Source organism: Methylobacterium sp. Leaf91, assembly GCF_001422815.1.
In the GTDB taxonomy this organism is placed as follows: Bacteria; Pseudomonadota; Alphaproteobacteria; order Rhizobiales; family Beijerinckiaceae; genus Methylobacterium.
Genome location: NZ_LMMP01000052.1, coordinates 98,427 through 117,527, shown reverse-complemented (window position 1 = coordinate 117,527; position 19,101 = coordinate 98,427). Strand labels below are relative to the sequence as shown.

The following is a 19,101-nucleotide window of genomic DNA, read 5'->3' as shown; positions in this document are numbered from 1 at the left end:
TGTCATTCGCTCCTCGACCGGGAGCGCCCGCTTCCTCGCAAACCGGGGCCGACCGCCGATGACGGATATGACCAAGCCGAGTATACCGCCATCGCAGGGTCGCTACCGCCTGATAGTGGCCGGCCGGACCCTCCTTGCGATCTTCGGCGGTTATGCCCTGGCGGCCGTTGCCACGGCCTTCTTGTCCCTGACCTTGCCCCTCGACCGTTCGGAGGCCGTTGCCGCCGCCACCCTGGCGAGCTTCGCGATCATGGCGGGTGCGGTGATCTGGGTCTTCTCCGCCCGCACCCTCGCCCGTGCGGCGATAGGGCTGGCGCTTCCGGCTTTGTGCCTGGGCGCCGGTCTCTGGCTCGCCCTCGGCAACGCGGTGCAGCCTGCATGAAGCAGAGTTTTCGCCAATCGATGGCATGGCTGCACACCTGGGCGGGGCTCGTGACCGGCTGGGTGATGTTCGCCGTCTTCGTCACCGGCACTGCCACCTACTACAAGTCCGACATCTCTCTCTGGATGCGGCCCGAATTACGCGCGCAGGCGGAATACGACGTGGTTCGCGCGACCGAACTCGGAGTCGCGTATCTCAAGGTCCATGCCCCAAAGGCGATGGCTTGGTATGTGGGCGTGCCGCAGCCCGACAAGCCGTATATCGGCGCCTATTGGATGGTCACGCCGGACGGCGAGTTTGGAAAGGCTCTCCTCGATCCGGATACCGGCGCGCCGACAGAGGCCCGGGCGACACAGGGCGGTGACTTCTTCTACCGCTTCCATTTCGAATTGCAGATGCTCCCAGCAATCGGCCGCTGGATCGTCGGCATCTGCGCGATGGTCCTGCTCGTCGCCCTCATCAGCGGCATCGTCACCCATCGCCGGATCTTCGCCGATTTCTTCACCTTCCGGCGTTCGAAATCCGCCCAGCGCGGCTGGCTCGACGCGCACAACGTCACCGGTGTTCTGGCGCTGCCGTTCCACCTGATGATCACCTATACGGGCATCGTCTCGCTCGCGCTCATGTACATGCCGTGGGGAATGGTGAGCGCCTACAAGGGCGACGAGCTACGCTTCTACGTCGAGTCCGGTCAGATGCCGGCCTGGCGAGCCGCCGAGGGCAAGCCGGCCGAGCCGGCGCCGCTCGGTCCTCTCATCCGCCGCGCCCAGGCCGAGGTGAGCGAGCCGCTCGAGATGGTCTCGATCAACAATCCCGGTGATGCCAATGCCACCGTGGTGGCGGTGTTCGAGGAGCCCCATGGGCTCGCCCATCGCCATCCGCAGATCGCCTTCCACGCGGTGACCGGAGAGGTGGTCGAACGGACCGGGCCGCTGAAGCCGGCGGCGCATGCCTATACGAGCTTCGTCGGCCTGCACGAGGCGCATTTCGCCGGGCCGGCCCTGCGCATCCTGTTCTTCCTGTCGGGCCTAATGGGCTGTGCCGCCATCGCCACTGGCCTCGTCCTGTGGACCGTGGCGCGGGCGCCGAAGGCGGTCGTGCGGCCCACTCTCGGTTGGCGCATCGTCCATTCCCTCAATATCGGTACGATTCTCGGCCTTCCCATCGGCATGGCGGCGCTCTTCCTCGCCAACCGTCTGATTCCTGCAGGATGGGCCGCTCGTGAATCCTGGGAGGGTGGCGTGTTTTTCGCAGCCTGGTTCCTCGCCGCCCTGGTCTCCCACGCTCGCCCACATCGCCAGGCATGGGGCGAGATGAGCTATGCCGCCGCGCTGCTGTTCCTGGCCGTTCCTCTGGTCGATTGGGCACAGACGGGATGGCGCACAGAGTTCCTGGGCTTCAACGCCGCCATGGTGGCGCTCGCACTGATTTTCCTCTTCGGCGCGCGAAAGCTCGGGTGCCATGAGGGATCGCAGAGAGCGGCCCGTACCACCGGAGATTTCGCCCGCGTATGACGCCACTTGCCGTCTCCCTCACCTCCCTCTTGAGCTTCTCCGGCCTCGCCTGCCTCTGCCTGAGCATGGACCGGCATGGCCGGACCTTGTTCCACGGGCGCCCCTCCCGGCGGCGCGACACAGCGTTCCGTGTGGCGGGCTGGCTTTTCATCGCCCTGGCTTTCGCGGCCGCCGTCGTCACGGCGAACTGGAATTTCGGTCCGGTGCAATGGCTCGGCTCGCTCACCGGGGCCGCGCTCATCGTCGTGGCGCTGATGTCTTATCGTCCGGCCTGGATCCGTCCGGCAGCCATCGCCGCTCTTCCCCTCGCCATGGCCACCGCGTTCTTCGTCTGAACCGGGGCCGATTTTCCGAGCGTCCGGATAGGCCTATGTGAAGGGTTGCCCGACAGGCTTTCACGAGGAGTATCCATGGCGCTCGACCCCGCTCTCGCGGATCGCATCTCCGCCTCGGTCGAACAGGGATTTGCCGATCAGGTCGCCCATATCCAGGACCTCGTTCGGTTCGGGTCGGTGCGCGGCGCCGAGCACGCGATTCAGGACCATGTCTTCCGGTGCCTGGAGCAACGCGGCTATGCGATGGAGCGAATCCGCATGGATTCTACGGCCATCGCCGCGCATCCTGGCGGAGGCAGGATTACACCGGGACATTCGGATGCGCCTATCGTTGTCGGCATCCACCGGCCTCGTCACGAGACGGGACGCTCCCTGATTCTGCAGGCACATGTGGACGTGGTGCCACCGGGCCCACTCGACCTCTGGAGCCAGCCGCCCTTCGATCCGGTGATACGGGGCGACTGGATGTACGGCCGAGGTGCCGCCGACATGAAGGCCGGGCACGCGGCCAACCTGTTCGCGCTCGATGCGCTCAGGCGGATCGGCCTTCAGCCGGCGGCGACGGTCACGATCCAGTCCGTGGTCGAGGAGGAATCCACCGGCAATGGAGCTCTCATGGCACATCTGCACGGTTACCGCGCCGATGCCGTGCTGATCCCCGAGCCGGAGGACGAGAAGCTCGTGCGGGCCAATACCGGCGTGCTGTGGTTCACGGTCGAGGTGCAGGGCACGCCGGTCCATGTTCGCGAGATGGGTGCTGGCGCCAACGCCATCGATGCCACCTATCGGGTGATCGGTGCCTTGCGCGAACTCGAAGAGAAGTGGAATGGCCGCAAGGCAGGCCGCCGCCATTTCGAAGGCGAGGCCCATCCGATCAACCTCAATGTCGGCCGGATCGAGGGCGGAGACTGGGCGTCTTCCGTCCCAGCCTGGTGCCGGATCGATTGCCGTATCGCCATTTATCCCGGTGTGAAGGCGGCGGACGCGGCGGAAGAGATTGAATCTGCGGTGGCGACTTTCGCCCGATCCGATCCGTTCCTGGCAAAGTCGCCACCGGTGGTGGCTTTCAATGGTTTCTTCGCGGAAGGCTACGAGTTGGACGAAGGCTCGGATGCCGAGGCCGTACTCGCCGCCGCTCACAAGCGGGCCGTGGGCGTCGATCTTCAGAGCTTCATGTCACCGAGCTATCTCGATACCCGCGTCCACGCCCTCTACGACCGGATTCCGGCCCTCTGCTATGGGCCGATCAGCGAGAACATCCACGGTTCCGACGAGCGCGTGAGCCTCGCCTCGGTGAAGCGCATCACCAAAGCCATTGCGTTGTTCGTGGCCGAGTGGTGCGGGACCGAACCGCTCGAGCATGTGAGGTAGGCGTCGACATCGCGCTCATCGATCCCGCGCGTACCCGATTGTAAGCGCGCGGGCGTTATGTCGTGCTTACCGAATGCCGCCGCTGGCGGTGATCACCTCGCCGGTCAGCCAGCGGGCATCGTCTGAGGCGAGGAACGCGACCACCCCGGCGATGTCGTCCGGTTGGCCCGCCCTGCCTAGCGGCGTCTGCGCGATGAAGCCGGCCTCCATGTCGGAACCGACGACTCCGGCCGTATGGGTGCCTTCGGTCACTACGAAGCCGGGGCTGACCACATTGACCCGGATCTTGCGTGGCGCGAGCTCGTTGGCCAGTACGCCCGAGATAGCGTTCAATGCCCCCTTGGTTCCGGCATAAACCCCTGCGGCCGGTGTATGGACATGGGTGATGGCCGAAGAAATATTGACGATGCTTCCGTTCTCTCCAAGATGCTTCACTGCCGCTTGGGTCGTGAGCAATACGCCGAGCACATTCACGTCAAAGAGACGGCGATAATGCTCTTCGGTCACGTCCTCGATCGTCGCGAATTCGTAGATGCCGGAATTATTGACCAGCACGTCGAGGCGGCCGAACTGATTTACCGCCGCCTCGATCAGCACCTGTGCCTCTTCCGCTTTGGAGACATCGGCCTTCACCGCGATAGCTTTGCCTCCAGCTGACGTAATGGCCTCGACGACGGCGTCGGCACCCGCCCTACTCGAGGCGTAATTGACCACGATCGCGGCACCGTGCTGTGCGAGATTTTTGGCGATCGCGGCACCGATGCCCTTCGATGCGCCGGTCACTACGGCGACCTTTCCGTCAAGCTTCGACATATGTGCTATCCTTCGACGGGAACTGGTTCGGACTGGTTCGCCTCAGTTCCATAGTTCGGAAATTCGAAACTAATGGAGCGAAGGTCAAGCCCCAAATGGATGAAATATGAGGCCGCTGTTTCACCCGGCGATCGAGGACGTCCAGCCCCAGGCAATCCTGCACGCCTTGTCGGATCCCCGCCGGGCAGCGATCTTCGCCGCAATCGCAACGGCAGGCTGCGTTGAGGCCTGCTCGGCGCTGTCGGGCGTCGGGGAACGGACGATTCCGAAATCGTCGTTGTCCAGCCATTTCAAGGTACTGCGCGAAGCCGGCTTGATCCGGTGCGAGCGTCACGGCGTCGAGATGCGAAACCATTCGCGCTGCGCGGAGGTGAACGCACGTTTCCCTGGCTTACTCGCCGCGATCATGGTCGCTTATGCGTCGGGTGGAGAGCCCGGCGCCCATGGGGCAGATGCGTAGGCGCCAGTCAGAATGCTAGCTTCGCCTCGATGATCCATGACGGAACGTTCCTTCGACCGCCGTCTCATTCCGATGCGAGACGCCAATCCGCGCGATCGTGCGCCGACCCGGATTCATCCTATTCCCATCCGGATAAGTATCCGGTGGGATAAGTGCCGTTCGACGGGTTCCGGGCGATCTTGCGAGGCAGCGGCGCGAGATGACAGGCAGACACGCAGTCACACCCCTTGCCGGAACGCTCTACACCTTATATTGCGACGCGATAGCTCGATCCCGTGACCCGGCGCTGCCGGCCGCATTCCTGCGGCCCGTCGCGTGACGGGCTCTACTCGCTTCCGGATACCTTATGAAGCTTCGCAACATCGCCATCATCGCCCACGTCGACCACGGCAAGACGACACTCGTCGACAAGCTGCTGTCCCAGTCGGGATCGTTCCGAGACAATCAGCGCGTCGAAGAGCGCGCGATGGACTCGAACGACCTCGAGAAGGAGCGTGGCATCACGATCCTGGCCAAGGCGACTTCGGTCGTCTGGAAGGATACCCGCGTCAACGTCGTCGACACCCCCGGCCACGCCGATTTCGGCGGCGAGGTGGAACGTATCCTCTCGATGGTGGACGGCGTGATCGTGCTCGTCGATGCCGCCGAGGGTCCGATGCCCCAGACCAAGTTCGTGGTCGGTAAGGCGCTCAAGATTGGCTTGAAGCCGATCGTGGCGATCAACAAGGTCGACCGCCCGGACGCTCGCATCACGGAAGTCGTCAACGAGGTGTTCGACCTCTTCGCCGCTCTCGATGCAACCGACGACCAGCTCGATTTCCCGATCCTCTACGGTTCGGGCCGCGCAGGCTGGATGGCGACGTCCCCCGATGGTTCTCAGGAAGACGGTCTGGCGCCGCTCTTCGACCTCGTGCTCACGCATGTACCTCAGGCCAAGGTCGAAGAGGGTCCGTTCCGGATGCTCGGCACCCTGCTCGAAGCCAATCCCTTCCTGGGTCGCATCATCACCGGCCGCATCGCGTCCGGCACTGTGAAGCCGAACCAGGCCATCAAGGTCATGGATCGCACGGGCAAGCTGGTTGAAACCGGCCGCGTCTCGAAGATCCTGGCCTTCCGCGGCCTGGAGCGCGCACCCATCGACATCGGCGAGGCGGGCGACATCGTCTCCATCGCCGGTCTTGTGAAGGGCACCGTGGCCGACACCTTCTGCGACCCGCAGGTCGAGACCCCGATCCAGGCCCAGCCGATTGATCCGCCCACCGTCACCATGTCCTTCATCGTCAACGATTCGCCCCTGGCAGGCACCGAAGGCGACAAGGTCACGAGCCGCATGATCCGCGACCGCCTGTTCAAGGAGGCCGAGGGCAATGTGACGCTCAAGATCGAGGAAGCGGCCGACAAGGATTCGTTCTTCGTCTCCGGCCGCGGCGAGTTGCAGCTTGCCATCCTGATCGAGACCATGCGCCGCGAAGGCTTCGAGATCGCCGTGTCGCGTCCTCGCGTGGTGCTCTCCAAGGACGAGAACGACAATGTCCTCGAGCCGGTCGAGGAGGTCGTGGTCGACGTGGACGAGGAATACTCGGGCGTCGTCGTGCAGAAGATGTCCGAGCGTAAGGCCGAGATGATCGAGATGCGGCCCTCGGGCGGTAGCCGCCTGCGCCTCGTCTTCCATGCGCCGACCCGTGGCCTCATCGGCTACCAGGGCGAGCTCATGACAGACACGCGCGGCACCGCGATCATGAACCGCTTGTTCAAGGCCTACGAGCCCTACAAGGGCGAGATGCCCGGCCGCCGCAACGGCGTGCTGATCTCGAACGACAAGGGCGAGGCCGTGGCCTACGCCATGTGGAACCTGGAGGATCGCGGCCCGATGATGATCGAGCCCGGCGCCAAGGTCTATCAGGGCATGATCATCGGCGAGCACAACCGCGAGAACGACCTCGAGGTGAACGTGCTCAAGGGCAAGAAGCTCACCAACATCCGTACCACTTCGAAGGACGAGGCCGTGCGCCTCACCCCTCCGATCCGCATGACCCTCGAGCGCTCGCTGGCCTGGATCCAGGACGACGAGCTGATGGAAGTCACGCCGAAGTCGATCCGCCTGCGCAAGACCTACCTCGATCCCAACGAGCGCAAGCGCTTCGAGCGTTCGGGCGGCGTCGCGTAAAACGCTACTCATTCGAAGAGAAACGAAAAGGCCGGGCATCGCCCGGCCTTTTCCGTTCATACTGCCAACAAGGCTCGCCTCGATGCCGTTTCGCCTTCCCCGATCGTGAGGTGGGATCGGACGTGGGCTTCAACATGAGAGGCTGGAGTGGATAGAGGCCTCACTCTTCCTTCGCCCGCTCTCGCAAGAGGTACTTTTGCACCTTGCCGGTCGAGGTCTTGGGGAGCTCGCCAAAAACGATCTTGCGGGGCAGCTTGTAGCCAGCGAGTCGTTCGCGACACCAGGCAATCAGCGCATCGGCTTCCACGGTCGCGCCGGCTTTGAGTTCCACGAAGGCCATCGGGGTCTCGCCCCATTTTTCGTCGGGTCGCGCCACTACAGCGGCGGCCGAGACGGCGGGGTGGCGGAACAGAGCATCCTCGACCTCAATGGAGGAAATGTTCTCGCCGCCTGAGATGATGATGTCCTTCGATCGGTCCTTGAGCTGGATGTAGCCGTCAGGATGCTTCACTCCGAGGTCGCCAGAGCGGAACCAGCCACCGGCGAAGGCAGCCTGAGTGGCGGAGGGGTTCTTGAGGTAGCCACGCATCACCACATTGCCGCGAAACATCGCCTCGCCCATGGTTTCACCATCGGAGGGTACGGATTCGCAGGTCTCCGGGTCTCGGATGTCGAAGCCTTCGAGCACAGGGTACCGCACGCCTTGTCGCGCCATCCTGGCCGCTTTCGCCTCGTCATCAAGAGCGTCCCAGTCGCGATGCCAAGCATTCACGACTGCGGGGCCGTACGTCTCGGTAAGGCCATAGAGGTGCGTGACGTCGAAGCCAGCCTTGCCCATGGCAGCGAGCACCGCCTGTGGCGGGGGCGCAGCCGCCGTGAGGAAGGCGACCCGGCGGGGGAGGGGGCGACGCTCGTCCTCGGACGCATTCAGAAGAAGCTGCATCACGACTGGCGCCCCGCACAGATGGGTGACACCGTGCTCCGCCAGTGCCGCGTAGAGTGTGCCCGCCCTGACCTGCCGGAGGCAGACATGGGTGCCAGCGACGACGGACAACGTCCACGGGAAGCACCAGCCATTGCAGTGGAACATGGGCAGCGTCCAGAGATAGACAGGGTGCTGCCCGAGCTGACCGGTTATGACGTTGCCGAGCGAGAGAAGGGCCGCACCGCGGTGGTGATAGACCACGCCTTTAGGGTCGCCCGTCGTGCCGGAGGTGTAGTTCAGCGAGATCGCATCCCACTCGTCCGCCGGCATGGCCCAGTCCTGTGCCGGATCCCCTTTTTCAAGAAACGCCTCGTAGCCAATCTGCCCGAGGATCGTGCCGTCCCCGGTATAGACCGGATCGTCGACATCAATGACCAGTGGGCTCACTCCCGCCCGTTCCAGGGCGGCACTAACGACGCGACTGAACTCACGATCCGCAATCAATACCTTGGCTTCGCCGTGGTCGAGACAGAAGGCGAGACCTGCAGGATCGAGGCGGGTGTTCAAGGTGTTGAGCACGGCGCCATTCATCGGTATCCCGTAATGACACTCGATCATTTCGGGCGTGTTGGCGAGCATGACGGCGACCGTGTCCCCGCGTCCGATACCGTGCGCCGTCAGTGCGGCAGCAAGTCGTCTGCTCCGTGCATACAGTTCGGCATAGGTTCGGCGCAGAGGGCCATGAATGACGGCGATATGTTCGGGAAAGACACGCGCCGAACGGTCCAGGTAGTTCAGCGGCGTCAGCGGCTGATAGTTCGCCGGATTCCGGTCGAGGTCCCGATCATAGATCGAAAGCTCAACCTGTGAGGCTGTAGTGGTCGCCATGGATGTATCTCCCTGTCGCGCATCGTATCAGGAGATCGACATCCGACAATCGACCGTTCGATACGGCGAGCCGAATTGGATCGCCACACCGAACGAAACCTATAGATCGCTCGTGCTATGCTTTGAAAAGCGGAAGGAAGACACCAACTCTCAACCCCCGCCCGGATCAGTCTCGTCGTCGGGTGTCGTGCCGCCCTTTGAACCTTTGCCGGGCGTGGGCCCTTCACCCGGCTTGCCGTCGGTCTTTTCATTGGGATCCATGACGGCGTCGGGGGCCGAATTGGCTGGCTTACCCGTATTCTTTGCGGTGTTACTCTCGGTCTCGCTCATGGCTGCCCACCTTCTCGAGTGATCTTCAATCCTGCCGGCGATCGGATTGCCCGTTAGACGAGCCGCCTACCGGCGCCGGGTTTCGACCCTTCTGACCGCCGGCCTCGTTCCAGTTCTGATTACGCTCGGCATCTGTGACGCCACCGACCCCCTGATCGCGCGCTGCCTCCTGTTCGGGCGTTTGTCGGCCGCCCCCGACGGCGGGTGCACCCTGCGAGCCGACATCGTCGTCGGGCTTGCGCGTCGCTGCATCGGTGGGATTATCCTTCTCGCTCACGCGCCGTCCTCCGAATCTTTGCCGACCGGTGCGGTCGCGCGGTCGAGAGCCTCCGACACGGTGCTCGTCTGGGAAGCATCGCCAATATGGCGCAGGTTCTCTGGTGGCGTCTCGGCCTCGGTGGCCTCGGTGGCGTCCTGGCGCGGTGTGCCGGAAGCGATGCGCGCAGCTTCGGCTTGGCCTGACGGATCACTCTTCAGGTCGTGCTGGGTCCGGGCGGGAGTACCGATGTCGCGGGCATCGTCCTGGCCGAGACCCTGTCCATTGCGATCGCTGTAAGCGTCGAAATCCTTCAGCGAGGGGCGCTCGCGTTGCTCGTTGCTCATGGTTTCCTCCAATGTTGAAGGTTCAACCTGTCGAACGCTCGTGAGGTTGCCTGACGCTTGGAGAGCTCACTCCCTTCGGGGGACGACGCGCAGAAAAAAAGGCGCTCCCGTGAGGGAGCGCCGATGATCGGGATGGGTCCAAGAAGAGGTCAGATCCCTTCGAAGAGCGCGGACGAGATGTAACGTTCAGCGAAGGAGCACGCGACGGTAACAATGCGCTTGCCCTGGAATTCCGGACGTGCCGCCAGCTTCAGCGCTGCAGCGACGTTGCCGCCTGTGGAGATGCCGCCGGGAATACCTTCCAGCTTGGCGAGGAGCCGCGCCGTGTCGAAAGCTTCCTGGTTCGATACGGTGATGACCTCATCGATGACCTCACGGTCGAGATTGCCCGGGATGAAGCCGGCGCCGATTCCCTGGATCTTGTGCGGGCCAGGCTGACCGCCTGAGATCACCGGGGAATCCGTCGGCTCGACGGCGATGACCTTGAGGTTCGGCAGGCGAGGCTTCAGCACGGAGCCGACGCCCGTGATCGTTCCGCCCGTGCCGACACCGGCGACGAAGGCGTCGAGTTGGCCCTGCGTATCGTTCCAGATCTCCTCGGCTGTCGTCTTGCGATGGATCTCGGGATTCGCCGGGTTCGAGAATTGCTGCGGCATGATCGCGCCGGGGATCTCGTTGAGAAGCTCCTCGGCCTTGCTAATCGCTCCCTTCATGCCCTGCGGACCGGGCGTGAGGGCCAGTTCCGCGCCGAGGAAGGCCAGCATCTTGCGGCGCTCCAGGGACATGGTCTCGGGCATGACGAGAATCAGGCGGTAGCCGCGCGCCGCCGCCACGAAGGCCAGGGCGATTCCGGTATTTCCAGAGGTAGGCTCCACCAGCGTGCCGCCGGGCTTCAGCTGGCCGGAGGCTTCGAGGGCGTCGATCATGTTGACGCCGATACGATCCTTAACGCTCGCGATCGGGTTAAAGAACTCGAGCTTCAGCAGGATTTCGGCATCGACGCCGCGCTCCTTGGTGATTCGGTTGAGCCGGACGAGGGGCGTGTTGCCGATCGTCTCCGTGATCGAGCCGTAGATATGGCCGTGGCCGGGTTTGCGGGACTGCGAGGGGCTGGTGTCGGCCATGACGAAATCTCCTGAGCGGCGTTCATGCGTTGTGCAGGCGTCGATCGACCTTGCACACGGTGCGCGCCGGGATATCGCGTCGTCCTAGGCGAAGCAATCGCTCATAGACTTAACGCAAAGACAAATCTTCTCTGTCGTCAAGTGCGAGTGTTGCCAGTAGACATTTTCATTTGCTTGATGCGTTGTCTGTGGGACATTGTTCTCCGGCGCCGCCTTCTATCCCGTCCCGTGAAGTATCTGCTCGGTCGCGCCCCAGCCAAGGCGGCGAAGAGGCGGCGCCTACGAAAATAGGATCATCGCGGAGAGCACGAGAAAAGTCGCACAAAGCGGTGCCGACAATGCGATCCGGAATGCGGCCGGATGCAGGCTCGGCGAGCAAGTGTAGATCATCTCTTCGGAGACGCCATGCCGGACGATACTGCCGGTCGCCCATTCAAGCCGCTTCACCATTTCGCGTCCCCTGCGCTCAGCCGTGATGGGCAGAAAGCGACAGGGGCATTCAACGAGGGGTAAAGCTGAAGCCGCGACCTTGGATCGTCGTCAATGCGATCTTAAAGAGAGGCTGACGATTGCGACGGAGTCGGTACTGGCCCCGGCCCGGCCCGGCCCGGTCTCATTCTCTGCGACGGCTCTTCCAGACCCGAAGACTTCGGAGGTTTAGCCGAGATGCCAAACGACCCGCGCGCCCGGGCCCGTGCCTGTCTGCATGCCGATTCCCGAGAGCATGGGAGGCGCTTCGTCCGGGCGATCCAGTTGCACCGCCGGTGGTCGCAGGGCTCATGGCTCGGCTGTGCGAGGCAGCCGGCATCAGCAGTAGTCGCTGAAGTAGGTCGCAGACTGTCACGACACTGCCAGCCCCGGGGAAATCTCTCATGGCCCGCTCTACGGCCCGTTAGACGAGCCGTAAAAAGTGGGTGTCTTGCCGCCCCGCGTTTTCACGAGGGACGGTATGGTCGGCAATTGCCGGTCAAGCGCAGAGATTTAGAGCGCGCGGTCAAACTTCAGTTCGCCCTTCTGGCTCTTGATCACCAGCTGCGAGCCTACGAGGTCCCATTGGGCAGCGGTTCGCAGGGCGATGAAGAAATCCTGCTCGCTCGCTCCGGTACCCTTGTCGCAAGGCTTCTTCGTCAAGGCGAGGGGGCCGACCGCAAGATGCTGCTCGCGCAGGGGGAAGGCCGTGGCGGCGAAGGTGTTGCACCCGCCGTAGCCGCGTGCGCGATACTGCTTGTCGATGATGAAGCTCGGCCGGTCGGTGCCGTTGAACGGCTTGCCGTTCAGGCTCACGGCAGTCCAAGTCGCGTCGAGGGGAAACATCTTTTCCTGAGCCTTGGCGGCCGGAACATACTGTTTCTTCTCTGGCTTCTCGCGATTGTCCTTGCCGAAACCCGTGACGTTGGATCCCTGCGCCATTGCCTCCGTCATCGGCATCCCTGCCGTCGCGGCAAAAGCCATCACGGCGAACAGCATCGCTCTCATCGTCAGGCCCTCCTTCGTCATCATCAATCGAACTCGCGTCGTCGCGCGCCTCACCCCGGTTTCGAGGCGTGATCATTTGGACCGTGCGCCACACACCAGGGTCGGCGTCGGCCGATGCGTCGCGTGGACAGGGTGCAACCGCCCATCGGATAAGATTCCAGCACAAATATGGTCAAGACTGCGGGCGGCGAGATTTCATGATCATCCCCTCCTAAACGACGTTCCATGCTTGCTGTACGCGAACTATCCCGATGCCAGTCTCGTTAAGCCAGCTTAGAGGCTGCGGCAGGTGGAGCGCCGCCGAGGAAGAGGAGAGTTTCCGTGTCGGGACTGGACGAGAGCGGGCGTGGTGGATCAGGGCTGAATACGATGAGCCCTGCGCAATCGCGGGCCGCCCGCGGGATGCTGGGCTGGTCGGAAGCGGATCTTGCTGGCAGGGTCGGACTCGCAGAGCAGGATGTGAAGGATTTCGAGAGCGGAGCCAACGATCCTGCCTCGGGGCAGATCGAGGCGCTGAGAAGTGCTCTGATGAGCGCCGGCATCGTCTTTCACGAGGGGCGCGAGAACGGCGTCAGCCTACGCGCTAAGGGCGGAGACGAAGGTACGCGGCTCTCCTCGCTGACCACCGAAAACGATCACTGAAGTCCGCAAAGGAAACCTTTGGGGCTCCGGGAATCGGCACTGAGCGAATGCGTTATGCGCCGCCTCGTCCCATGGCGAGAGCCTTCAAATCGAACGTGGGATCGGCGGCCTCATCTGGCGTTGGTGAAAGGCCGCGCGCGATGATCCGGCGGGCGGCCATGTGCTCGGTCGCCGAATCCACCGTCTCGATTCCTGTCAGGTATGCATCGCGATAGCGGAACACCGCGAAGCCTCCGGCGGTCGGGCGCCGTACCGAAACATCGCCTGGCAATGGCAACCCAACCATTTGCAGTTTGTGTCCGCCCTGATCGCTCCAGAACCACGGGACGGCATCGTAGGGCGCCGGGCGTCCGGCGATGCGGGCGGCGACACAACGTGCCTGGTCGATCGCGTTTTGGACGGATTCTACGCGCGCTACGCCATGCGCGGCGAAACGTGTTGGAAACCTGGCGCAATCGCCGATAGCCGAGATCGACGGATCGTCGGTGACGAGGACAGGATCGACGACGATGCCGTCTTCTACACGGAGCCCCGCCTCGGCTGCGAGCTCCTGGTTCGGAAGCACACCGATGCCGATCAGGACCAGATCCGCCGGGCACGCGGTGCCGTCGGACAGGCTGAGGGCCTCGACCCGACCGGTGCGGCCCTCGATGGCCTGGACGCCGCTGCCAAACAAGAAGCGGATACCGGCTTTCTCGTGAGTCTCTCGGAAGAAAGCGGCGACGGGTTCGGACACGGCCCGCGCCATGGGTCGGTCGGCGGCTTCGATGACGGTGACACAAAGACCACGCGCGGCGCAGATACTGGCGAATTCGAGCCCGATGAACCCCGCACCGACGATGGCAATGTTGCGCGCCTCGCCGATGGCCTCCTGGATTCGATCTGCATCCGTGATCGAGCGCAACTGGTAGACGCCCGTAAGTTCGGCTCCCGATACGGGAAGAGGCCGGTTCCGCGAACCTGTGGCGAGGACGAGATGATCGTAGGCAATCTCGCGTCCATCGCCGAGGCGGATTCGGCGCCCTCCACGGTCGATCGAGACCGCCATGGACGAGGTCTCGCAGTCGATGCGGTGCTCCACATAGAACTCGCGTGCACGCAGGAACAGGCCGGCGGCGTCCACCTTGCCAGCCAGATAGGCTTTCGAGAGCGGCGGTCGCTGATAGGGAAGGATCGGCTCGTCGCCAATCATCGTCACCGGTCCGTCGAAGCCCGACTCCCGAAGGGAGGCTGCCGCCTGCAAGCCGGCCTGACCGGCACCGATGATGACGATCCCGCTCTCGTTCACGCCTCGAACTCCGCGGTGACCGGGCTGACGGCTGGCGACAGCGCCAGACGCGGCAGTTTCCGTCCGCCTTCCTTCACCGTGAAATCCCAGAATGCCGCCGCCGCCGGACCCAGCACCTTGTCGGCGCGGCGGACCACGTACCAGTCGCGACGGATCGGCAATCCCTGCACGTCGAGCAGGATCATGCGACCGCTTTCAACCTCGGCCGCTACCGTGTGGGCGGAGATGAGTGCGATACCGAGTCCGGCCATCACCGCCTGCTTGATCGTCTCGTTCGATCCGGAATCGATTCCGAGCTTCGCGCGCTGAATCATGATGCCCGACATGAACTCCTCGAACACCGTGCGGGTGCCGGACCCTTCCTCGCGAACCAGGAAGGATTCCTCGGCCAGATCCGCCCGCGTAAGATTGGTGCGCGTGCTGAAGCGATGGTTTGGCGCAGCGATGATGACGAGCGGATGCGCGCCGAACATCTCGGCCTCGATCGCGAAATCGCGGGGCGGCCGGCCCATGATCGCGAAGTCGATCTCGTAGTTGCGCAGGGCCTCGACCATGGCGCCGCGATTGCCGACAACGAGGTTGATCTCCACCGCTGGAAAGCGCGCGACGAAGCCGGCGATGATCTGAGGCGTAAAGTACTTGGCCGTCGAGACCACCCCCATGGCGACCCGGCCGCCGCTCCCGCCCTTGAGGGTCTGGAGCTTGTCGGCACAGGTCTCGAGCACGGTGTTGATACTGTCGATTGCCCAGAGCATTTCGCGCCCGGCATCCGTGGGTTTCAGGCCCGTCGGCGTGCGGTCGAACAGGAGCAGCCCCGCCTCCTCCTCGAGCTGGCGGATGCGCGCGTAAAGCGCCGCCGAGGTGACGTTGAGTTCCTGGGCCGCGCGGGTCATCGTTCCGAGGCGGGCGACCGCTGCGACGGCCTGGAGTTGCTTGAGCGAGAGGTTGCGCATTCGCCGTTTTTAGTTTTTTTGGAACTGCCCGCAAGTTTTTTCATAATTCCTTCTTTGCACGGGGATTGCCCGTCTGGCGCTCTGGTTGATGGCAGCGCTATCGTGCAAAGGGCGCTATCAGGCCGTGGAAGCTTGATGCCGGGTTAGGCGCTGAATGGCCGGGTTCTCCCGGCAGGTCGATGAAGAGGACGTGAGCCGATGTCGTTGGGGTCTCTGGAGATCGGGTCTCGTCTCGATGCATGCCTCGCTCAGGCCGTTGCGGCCAATCCGGCCTTGACCGATGTGGCGGCCGTGATCGCGGCCTGCGCCGAAGCGGCCGTGGATGTGAGCGAGGTCATCGGTCGCGGCGCCCTGGGCGGTGGCGATCTCGCTGCGCAAGGCGAGCAGAATAGCGACGGCGACGTTCAGAAGGCCCTCGACGTCCTCGCCCACGAGCGTTTCACCGAGGCTCTGCGCGGTGCGCCGGTGGCGGAGGTTGCGTCGGAAGAGGCGGAGGGGATCATGCTCCTGAACGCGGGCGCCCCCCTTGCCGTCGCGATCGATCCCCTGGACGGCTCTTCCAACATCGGCGTCAACATGGCGGTTGGGTCGATCTTCGGCATCCGTCCGGTCGCCGCCACCCCGGATAATCCGGCCGGTTCCTTCACGACACCCGGCACGGCACAGCTCGCCGCCGGCTTCGTCACCTACGGCCCGGCGACGTCCCTTGTCGTTACCCTGGGCTTCGGCACGCAAATCTACACCCTCGATCGGGCAGAGCGCGTATTCCGCCTTACCAGCCCGCGGATCGAAGTCGTGGCGACAGCCAAGGAATACGCAATCAACGCCTCGAATGCCCGTCATTGGGACACGCCGGTCAAGGCCTATATCGAGGATTGTCTGGCCGGCGCTGACGGCCCCCTCGACAAGAACTTCAACATGCGCTGGCTCGGCTCGCTGGTGGCGGACGCCCAGAGGGTTCTCATCCGCGGCGGAGTGTTCCTGTATCCAGGCGACAACCGGAAAGGCTATGCCCAGGGTCGTCTGCGCCTCCTCTATGAGGCAGCTCCCATCGCGATGCTGATGGAACAGGCCGGAGCCTCCGCCACGGACGGTGCCAACCGCATCCTCGACATCAGCGCCACCGGCATTCACGAGCGCGTGCCCTTGGTCTTCGGATCGACCGAGGAAGTCGCCTGCGTCGCGAAGTACTACGGCGGCCGCAATCCCGCTGCCGGCCGTTCACCCCTGTTCGGCCAGCGCGGCCTGATGCGCGGCTGACAGGGCAGAGACTAGAACCGGTCGGGCATCGTTCATGTCGGCGCGTCACCCCATCATCTCGGTGACCGGCTCGTCCGGGGCCGGCACGACGTCCGTACGCAACACGTTCGAGCAGATCTTCCGCCGCGAGGATGTCAGTGCCGTCTATATCGAAGGCGACGCGTTCCACGCCCTCGATCGCAATGCCATGCGCAAGGCGATGGCGGAGGAGCCGACGCTCAGCCATTTCGCGCCACGCGCCAATCTTCTCCCCGAACTGGAGGAGGTGTTCCGCACCTATGGCGAATCGGGCATCGGGCGGACGCGTCATTACGTCCACGACGCCGCCGACGCTCAGGCGTATGGGGCGGAGCCCGGTACGTTTACCCCCTGGGAGGATTTCCAGCCGGGTTCGGACCTGCTGTTCTACGAGGGACTCCACGGTTGCGTGGTCGACGACAATGTCGACATGGCCCGCTACGCCGATCTCAAGATCGGCGTAGTACCGGTGATCAACCTCGAATGGATTCAGAAGCTGCACCGGGACCGCTCGTTCCGCGGTTATTCCACCGAGGCGGTCACCGACGTCATCCTGCGGCGCATGCCCGATTACGTGCAGACGATCTGCCCGCAATTCACCTGGACGGACATCAACTTCCAGCGCGTGCCCACGGTCGACACGTCGAACCCGTTCATCGCCCGCTGGATTCCCACCGCCGACGAATCGATGGTGGTCATCCGCTTCAAGGACCCGAAGGGCATCGATTTTTCCTACCTGATCTCGATGATCCAGGGCTCCTTCATGAGCCGCGCCAATTCCATTGTGATCCCGGGCGGCAAGCTCGATATCGCCATGCAGCTCATCCTCACGCCGATCATCATGCAATTGGTGGAGCGCAAGCGCCGGCTTGCCTGAGACCGCCGAACGTCCGGGCTCATGCTCTTGCCGGACCGACAGAGTGAACGAGATAGTCCGAATGACGACCCGCACGACCGGCCCCATCATCTCCCCGTCGATCCTCTCGGCTGACTTCGCCGCCCTTGGCAAGGAGGTTCGCGCGGTGTCCGAGGCGGGGGCGGACTGGATTCATCTCGACGTGATGGACGGGCATTTCGTGCCCAACATCACCTTCGGGCCCGATGTGGTGAAAGCGCTCCGACCCCACAGCGACAAGGTGTTCGACGTTCATCTGATGATCGCGCCGGCCGACCCGTATCTCGCGGCGTTCGCCGAGGCGGGAGCGGATGCGATTTCGGTCCATGTGGAGGCCGGTCCGCACATTCACCGCTCGCTCCAGACTATTCTGAACCTCGGAAAGCGCGCCGGAATCGCGCTGAATCCGGGCACCCCTGCGAGCGCCATCGAACCCTTGATCGACATGGTCGACCTCGTCCTGGTGATGACGGTGAATCCAGGGTTCGGAGGGCAGAGTTTCATCCCTTCGACGCTCGAGACCATCGCCCGGATCAAGGCGATGAGCGCCGGACGCGACATCGATATCGAGGTGGATGGCGGCATCACGCCCGAGAATGTGGGCCTCGCCGCTGCCGCCGGAGCCAACGCGTTCGTGGCCGGCAGTGCCGTATTCAAGGGCGGGCCCGCCGGCTATGCCGGGCGCATCGCCGCCATCCGGGCGGGCGCCAGCGGCACCGTCGCATGCTGAAGGCGCTGATCTTCGACGTCGACGGGACACTCGCCGAGACCGAGGACCTGCACCGACAGGCATTCAACCGGGCCTTCGCCGAACTGGGGCTCGACTGGAACTGGTCGCCGGAGGCCTATGCCGACCTTCTCACCGTCATGGGCGGGAAGGAGAGGCTCGCGCATTACGTGCGGACCGAGCATGGCGAGCCGGATGCGCAGCGTCGCGTCCAGATGAGCGAGATCCACGACCGCAAGACCAGGATCTATGGCGATCTCGTCACGCAGGGAGCGCTCGCCCTGCGCCCTGGCATTGCGCGCCTGGTCGAGGAGGCGAAACGCGCGGGCCTACGTCTCGCGGTGGCCAGCACCACGAGCAGGCCCAATATCGATACCTTGATCGCCGTGAATTTCCCCGAGGGCAATCCGTTCGACGCCATCGCCTGCGGCGACGAGGCCGAGCGCAAGAAACCCCATCCAGACGTGTTCGTGCTCGCCCTGAAGCGCCTCGGGGTCGAACCGGGCGAGGCCATCGCCTTCGAGGATTCCGCTCCCGGCATCCGCTCTGCCCTGGATGCCGGCCTGCCGGTCATCGCCACGCGCAGCCTCTATACCGGTAGTCACAGCCTTGAGGGCGCGTTCTCGGCAGTCTCAGATCTCGGCGAGCGAGAGGCCCCGCATAGCCATCTCGCCGGATCGGCATGGCCCGGCGACGTCGTCACTCTCGCGGCGTTGAAGGACTGGCACGCCCGGCACGCGGGGTGACCCCTTTCGCGGGCCGCGGAAACAAAGTCGAGCCCGCAACGATGCCGAGGCAGGCGGTAAAGGCAAGGCGCCACCAGGGCCGCACCGCGCCGCCGTTTCCTTCGTCTGCCATCGCTTCTGTCCCCGTTGCGAGGAGAGAAACTCCCCTGCCGCATCAACGCCGGGGGCCTCACCGCGTTGCCTC

20 protein-coding genes are annotated in these 19,101 nt (G+C 64.0%); 11 read left to right on the top strand and 9 right to left on the bottom strand.

Annotated elements, in window-relative coordinates:
* Window positions 1-58 precede the first annotated feature (58 nt).
* From ASF32_RS23695 to ASF32_RS23680, 4 genes are all read left to right on the top strand, one after another.
* On the top strand, window positions 59-382 hold the full coding sequence (locus ASF32_RS23695; protein WP_056434500.1) for a hypothetical protein: 324 nt from the start codon (window positions 59-61) through the stop codon (window positions 380-382).
* Complete coding sequence (locus tag ASF32_RS23690; protein WP_056434498.1) at window positions 379-1,896, top strand: PepSY-associated TM helix domain-containing protein; 1,518 nt, start codon at window positions 379-381, stop codon at window positions 1,894-1,896. The genes ASF32_RS23695 and ASF32_RS23690 overlap by 4 nt, the downstream gene beginning before the upstream one ends.
* Window positions 1,893-2,231, top strand: a complete 339-nt coding sequence (locus tag ASF32_RS23685; protein ID WP_056434496.1) for a DUF3325 domain-containing protein — start codon at window positions 1,893-1,895, stop codon at window positions 2,229-2,231. The genes ASF32_RS23690 and ASF32_RS23685 overlap by 4 nt, the downstream gene beginning before the upstream one ends.
* A 75-nt stretch (window positions 2,232-2,306) precedes the next feature.
* Window positions 2,307-3,602, top strand: coding sequence for an ArgE/DapE family deacylase (locus tag ASF32_RS23680; protein WP_056434494.1), 1,296 nt, complete (start codon window positions 2,307-2,309; stop codon window positions 3,600-3,602).
* A gap of 66 nt (window positions 3,603-3,668) precedes the next feature.
* On the opposite strand, the gene ASF32_RS23675 is transcribed toward ASF32_RS23680, so the two are convergent.
* Window positions 3,669-4,415 (bottom strand): glucose 1-dehydrogenase, encoded by a 747-nt coding sequence (locus ASF32_RS23675; protein WP_056434492.1) that lies wholly within the window; start codon window positions 4,413-4,415, stop codon window positions 3,669-3,671.
* Window positions 4,416-4,521: 106 nt separating this feature from the next.
* On the opposite strand from ASF32_RS23675, the gene ASF32_RS23670 reads away from it, so the two are divergent.
* Window positions 4,522-4,875 carry a helix-turn-helix domain-containing protein gene (locus ASF32_RS23670; protein WP_056434489.1) on the top strand — a complete coding sequence of 118 codons (354 nt, stop codon included), beginning with the start codon at window positions 4,522-4,524 and terminating at the stop codon, window positions 4,873-4,875.
* Window positions 4,876-5,221: 346 nt separating this feature from the next.
* Window positions 5,222-7,042, top strand: a complete 1,821-nt coding sequence (gene typA, locus ASF32_RS23665) for a translational GTPase TypA (RefSeq protein ID WP_056434487.1) — start codon at window positions 5,222-5,224, stop codon at window positions 7,040-7,042.
* A 160-nt stretch (window positions 7,043-7,202) separates the two neighbouring features.
* Here the strand turns inward: typA and ASF32_RS23660 are convergent, their stop codons facing one another.
* The 6 genes from ASF32_RS23660 to ASF32_RS23635 all read right to left on the bottom strand — a co-directional run bounded on the left by ASF32_RS23660 (window position 7,203) and on the right by ASF32_RS23635 (window position 12,388).
* Window positions 7,203-8,855: an acyl-CoA synthetase gene (locus ASF32_RS23660; protein WP_056434485.1), complete on the bottom strand. Its 1,653-nt coding sequence runs from the start codon at window positions 8,853-8,855 to the stop codon at window positions 7,203-7,205.
* 150 nt (window positions 8,856-9,005) lie between these two features.
* On the bottom strand, window positions 9,006-9,185 hold the full coding sequence (locus ASF32_RS23655; RefSeq protein WP_056434484.1) for a hypothetical protein: 180 nt from the start codon (window positions 9,183-9,185) through the stop codon (window positions 9,006-9,008).
* 25 nt (window positions 9,186-9,210) lie between these two features.
* The gene (locus ASF32_RS23650) at window positions 9,211-9,462 is read right to left on the bottom strand and encodes a hypothetical protein (protein WP_056434482.1); all 252 of its coding nucleotides are present in this window, start codon (window positions 9,460-9,462) and stop codon (window positions 9,211-9,213) included.
* Complete coding sequence (locus tag ASF32_RS23645; protein WP_056434480.1) at window positions 9,459-9,788, bottom strand: hypothetical protein; 330 nt, start codon at window positions 9,786-9,788, stop codon at window positions 9,459-9,461. The genes ASF32_RS23650 and ASF32_RS23645 overlap by 4 nt, the downstream gene beginning before the upstream one ends.
* A gap of 149 nt (window positions 9,789-9,937) precedes the next feature.
* Window positions 9,938-10,912 carry a cysteine synthase A gene (gene cysK / locus ASF32_RS23640; RefSeq protein WP_056434478.1) on the bottom strand — a complete coding sequence of 325 codons (975 nt, stop codon included), beginning with the start codon at window positions 10,910-10,912 and terminating at the stop codon, window positions 9,938-9,940.
* A 981-nt stretch (window positions 10,913-11,893) separates the two neighbouring features.
* Window positions 11,894-12,388 (bottom strand): META domain-containing protein, encoded by a 495-nt coding sequence (locus tag ASF32_RS23635; RefSeq protein ID WP_056434721.1) that lies wholly within the window; start codon window positions 12,386-12,388, stop codon window positions 11,894-11,896.
* 321 nt (window positions 12,389-12,709) lie between these two features.
* Here ASF32_RS23635 and ASF32_RS23630 point away from each other — a divergent pair, with 321 nt between their 5' ends.
* Complete coding sequence (locus tag ASF32_RS23630) at window positions 12,710-13,030, top strand: XRE family transcriptional regulator (protein ID WP_244478154.1); 321 nt, start codon at window positions 12,710-12,712, stop codon at window positions 13,028-13,030.
* 52 nt (window positions 13,031-13,082) lie between these two features.
* Here ASF32_RS23630 and ASF32_RS23625 read toward each other — a convergent pair whose 3' ends face one another.
* Window positions 13,083-14,318, bottom strand: coding sequence for an FAD-dependent oxidoreductase (locus ASF32_RS23625; RefSeq protein WP_056434476.1), 1,236 nt, complete (start codon window positions 14,316-14,318; stop codon window positions 13,083-13,085).
* On the bottom strand, window positions 14,315-15,271 hold the full coding sequence (locus ASF32_RS23620; RefSeq protein WP_056434475.1) for a LysR family transcriptional regulator: 957 nt from the start codon (window positions 15,269-15,271) through the stop codon (window positions 14,315-14,317). Before ASF32_RS23620 ends, ASF32_RS23625 begins: the two co-directional genes overlap by 4 nt.
* Window positions 15,272-15,469: 198 nt before the next feature.
* Here ASF32_RS23620 and ASF32_RS23615 point away from each other — a divergent pair, with 198 nt between their 5' ends.
* From ASF32_RS23615 to ASF32_RS23600, 4 genes are all read left to right on the top strand, one after another.
* Window positions 15,470-16,531, top strand: coding sequence for a class 1 fructose-bisphosphatase (locus ASF32_RS23615; protein ID WP_056434473.1), 1,062 nt, complete (start codon window positions 15,470-15,472; stop codon window positions 16,529-16,531).
* A 34-nt stretch (window positions 16,532-16,565) separates the two neighbouring features.
* Window positions 16,566-17,426, top strand: a complete 861-nt coding sequence (locus tag ASF32_RS23610) for a phosphoribulokinase (RefSeq protein ID WP_056434471.1) — start codon at window positions 16,566-16,568, stop codon at window positions 17,424-17,426.
* A gap of 61 nt (window positions 17,427-17,487) precedes the next feature.
* On the top strand, window positions 17,488-18,174 hold the full coding sequence (gene rpe / locus ASF32_RS23605; RefSeq protein ID WP_056434468.1) for a ribulose-phosphate 3-epimerase: 687 nt from the start codon (window positions 17,488-17,490) through the stop codon (window positions 18,172-18,174).
* Window positions 18,168-18,917, top strand: a complete 750-nt coding sequence (locus ASF32_RS23600) for an HAD-IA family hydrolase (RefSeq protein ID WP_056434466.1) — start codon at window positions 18,168-18,170, stop codon at window positions 18,915-18,917. Before rpe ends, ASF32_RS23600 begins: the two co-directional genes overlap by 7 nt.
* Window positions 18,918-19,101: the final 184 nt, after the last annotated feature.

Bases quoted from the DNA above. Each gene is read 5' to 3' on its own strand.
- ASF32_RS23695 (WP_056434500.1), top strand. From the start codon at position 59: ATGACGGATATGACCAAGCCGAGTATACCGCCATCGCAGGGTCGCTAC.
- ASF32_RS23615 (WP_056434473.1), top strand. From the start codon at position 15,470: ATGTCGTTGGGGTCTCTGGAGATCGGGTCTCGTCTCGATGCATGCCTC.
- ASF32_RS23600 (WP_056434466.1), top strand. From the start codon at position 18,168: ATGCTGAAGGCGCTGATCTTCGACGTCGACGGGACACTCGCCGAGACC.
- ASF32_RS23610 (WP_056434471.1), top strand. From the start codon at position 16,566: ATGTCGGCGCGTCACCCCATCATCTCGGTGACCGGCTCGTCCGGGGCC.
- ASF32_RS23655 (WP_056434484.1), bottom strand. From the start codon at position 9,185: ATGAGCGAGACCGAGAGTAACACCGCAAAGAATACGGGTAAGCCAGCC.
- ASF32_RS23670 (WP_056434489.1), top strand. From the start codon at position 4,522: ATGAGGCCGCTGTTTCACCCGGCGATCGAGGACGTCCAGCCCCAGGCA.
- ASF32_RS23620 (WP_056434475.1), bottom strand. From the start codon at position 15,271: ATGCGCAACCTCTCGCTCAAGCAACTCCAGGCCGTCGCAGCGGTCGCC.
- typA (WP_056434487.1), top strand. From the start codon at position 5,222: ATGAAGCTTCGCAACATCGCCATCATCGCCCACGTCGACCACGGCAAG.
- ASF32_RS23675 (WP_056434492.1), bottom strand. From the start codon at position 4,415: ATGTCGAAGCTTGACGGAAAGGTCGCCGTAGTGACCGGCGCATCGAAG.
- ASF32_RS23645 (WP_056434480.1), bottom strand. From the start codon at position 9,788: ATGAGCAACGAGCAACGCGAGCGCCCCTCGCTGAAGGATTTCGACGCT.
- ASF32_RS23635 (WP_056434721.1), bottom strand. From the start codon at position 12,388: ATGAGAGCGATGCTGTTCGCCGTGATGGCTTTTGCCGCGACGGCAGGG.
- ASF32_RS23690 (WP_056434498.1), top strand. From the start codon at position 379: ATGAAGCAGAGTTTTCGCCAATCGATGGCATGGCTGCACACCTGGGCG.
- rpe (WP_056434468.1), top strand. From the start codon at position 17,488: ATGACGACCCGCACGACCGGCCCCATCATCTCCCCGTCGATCCTCTCG.
- cysK (WP_056434478.1), bottom strand. From the start codon at position 10,912: ATGGCCGACACCAGCCCCTCGCAGTCCCGCAAACCCGGCCACGGCCAT.
- ASF32_RS23660 (WP_056434485.1), bottom strand. From the start codon at position 8,855: ATGGCGACCACTACAGCCTCACAGGTTGAGCTTTCGATCTATGATCGG.
- ASF32_RS23680 (WP_056434494.1), top strand. From the start codon at position 2,307: ATGGCGCTCGACCCCGCTCTCGCGGATCGCATCTCCGCCTCGGTCGAA.
- ASF32_RS23685 (WP_056434496.1), top strand. From the start codon at position 1,893: ATGACGCCACTTGCCGTCTCCCTCACCTCCCTCTTGAGCTTCTCCGGC.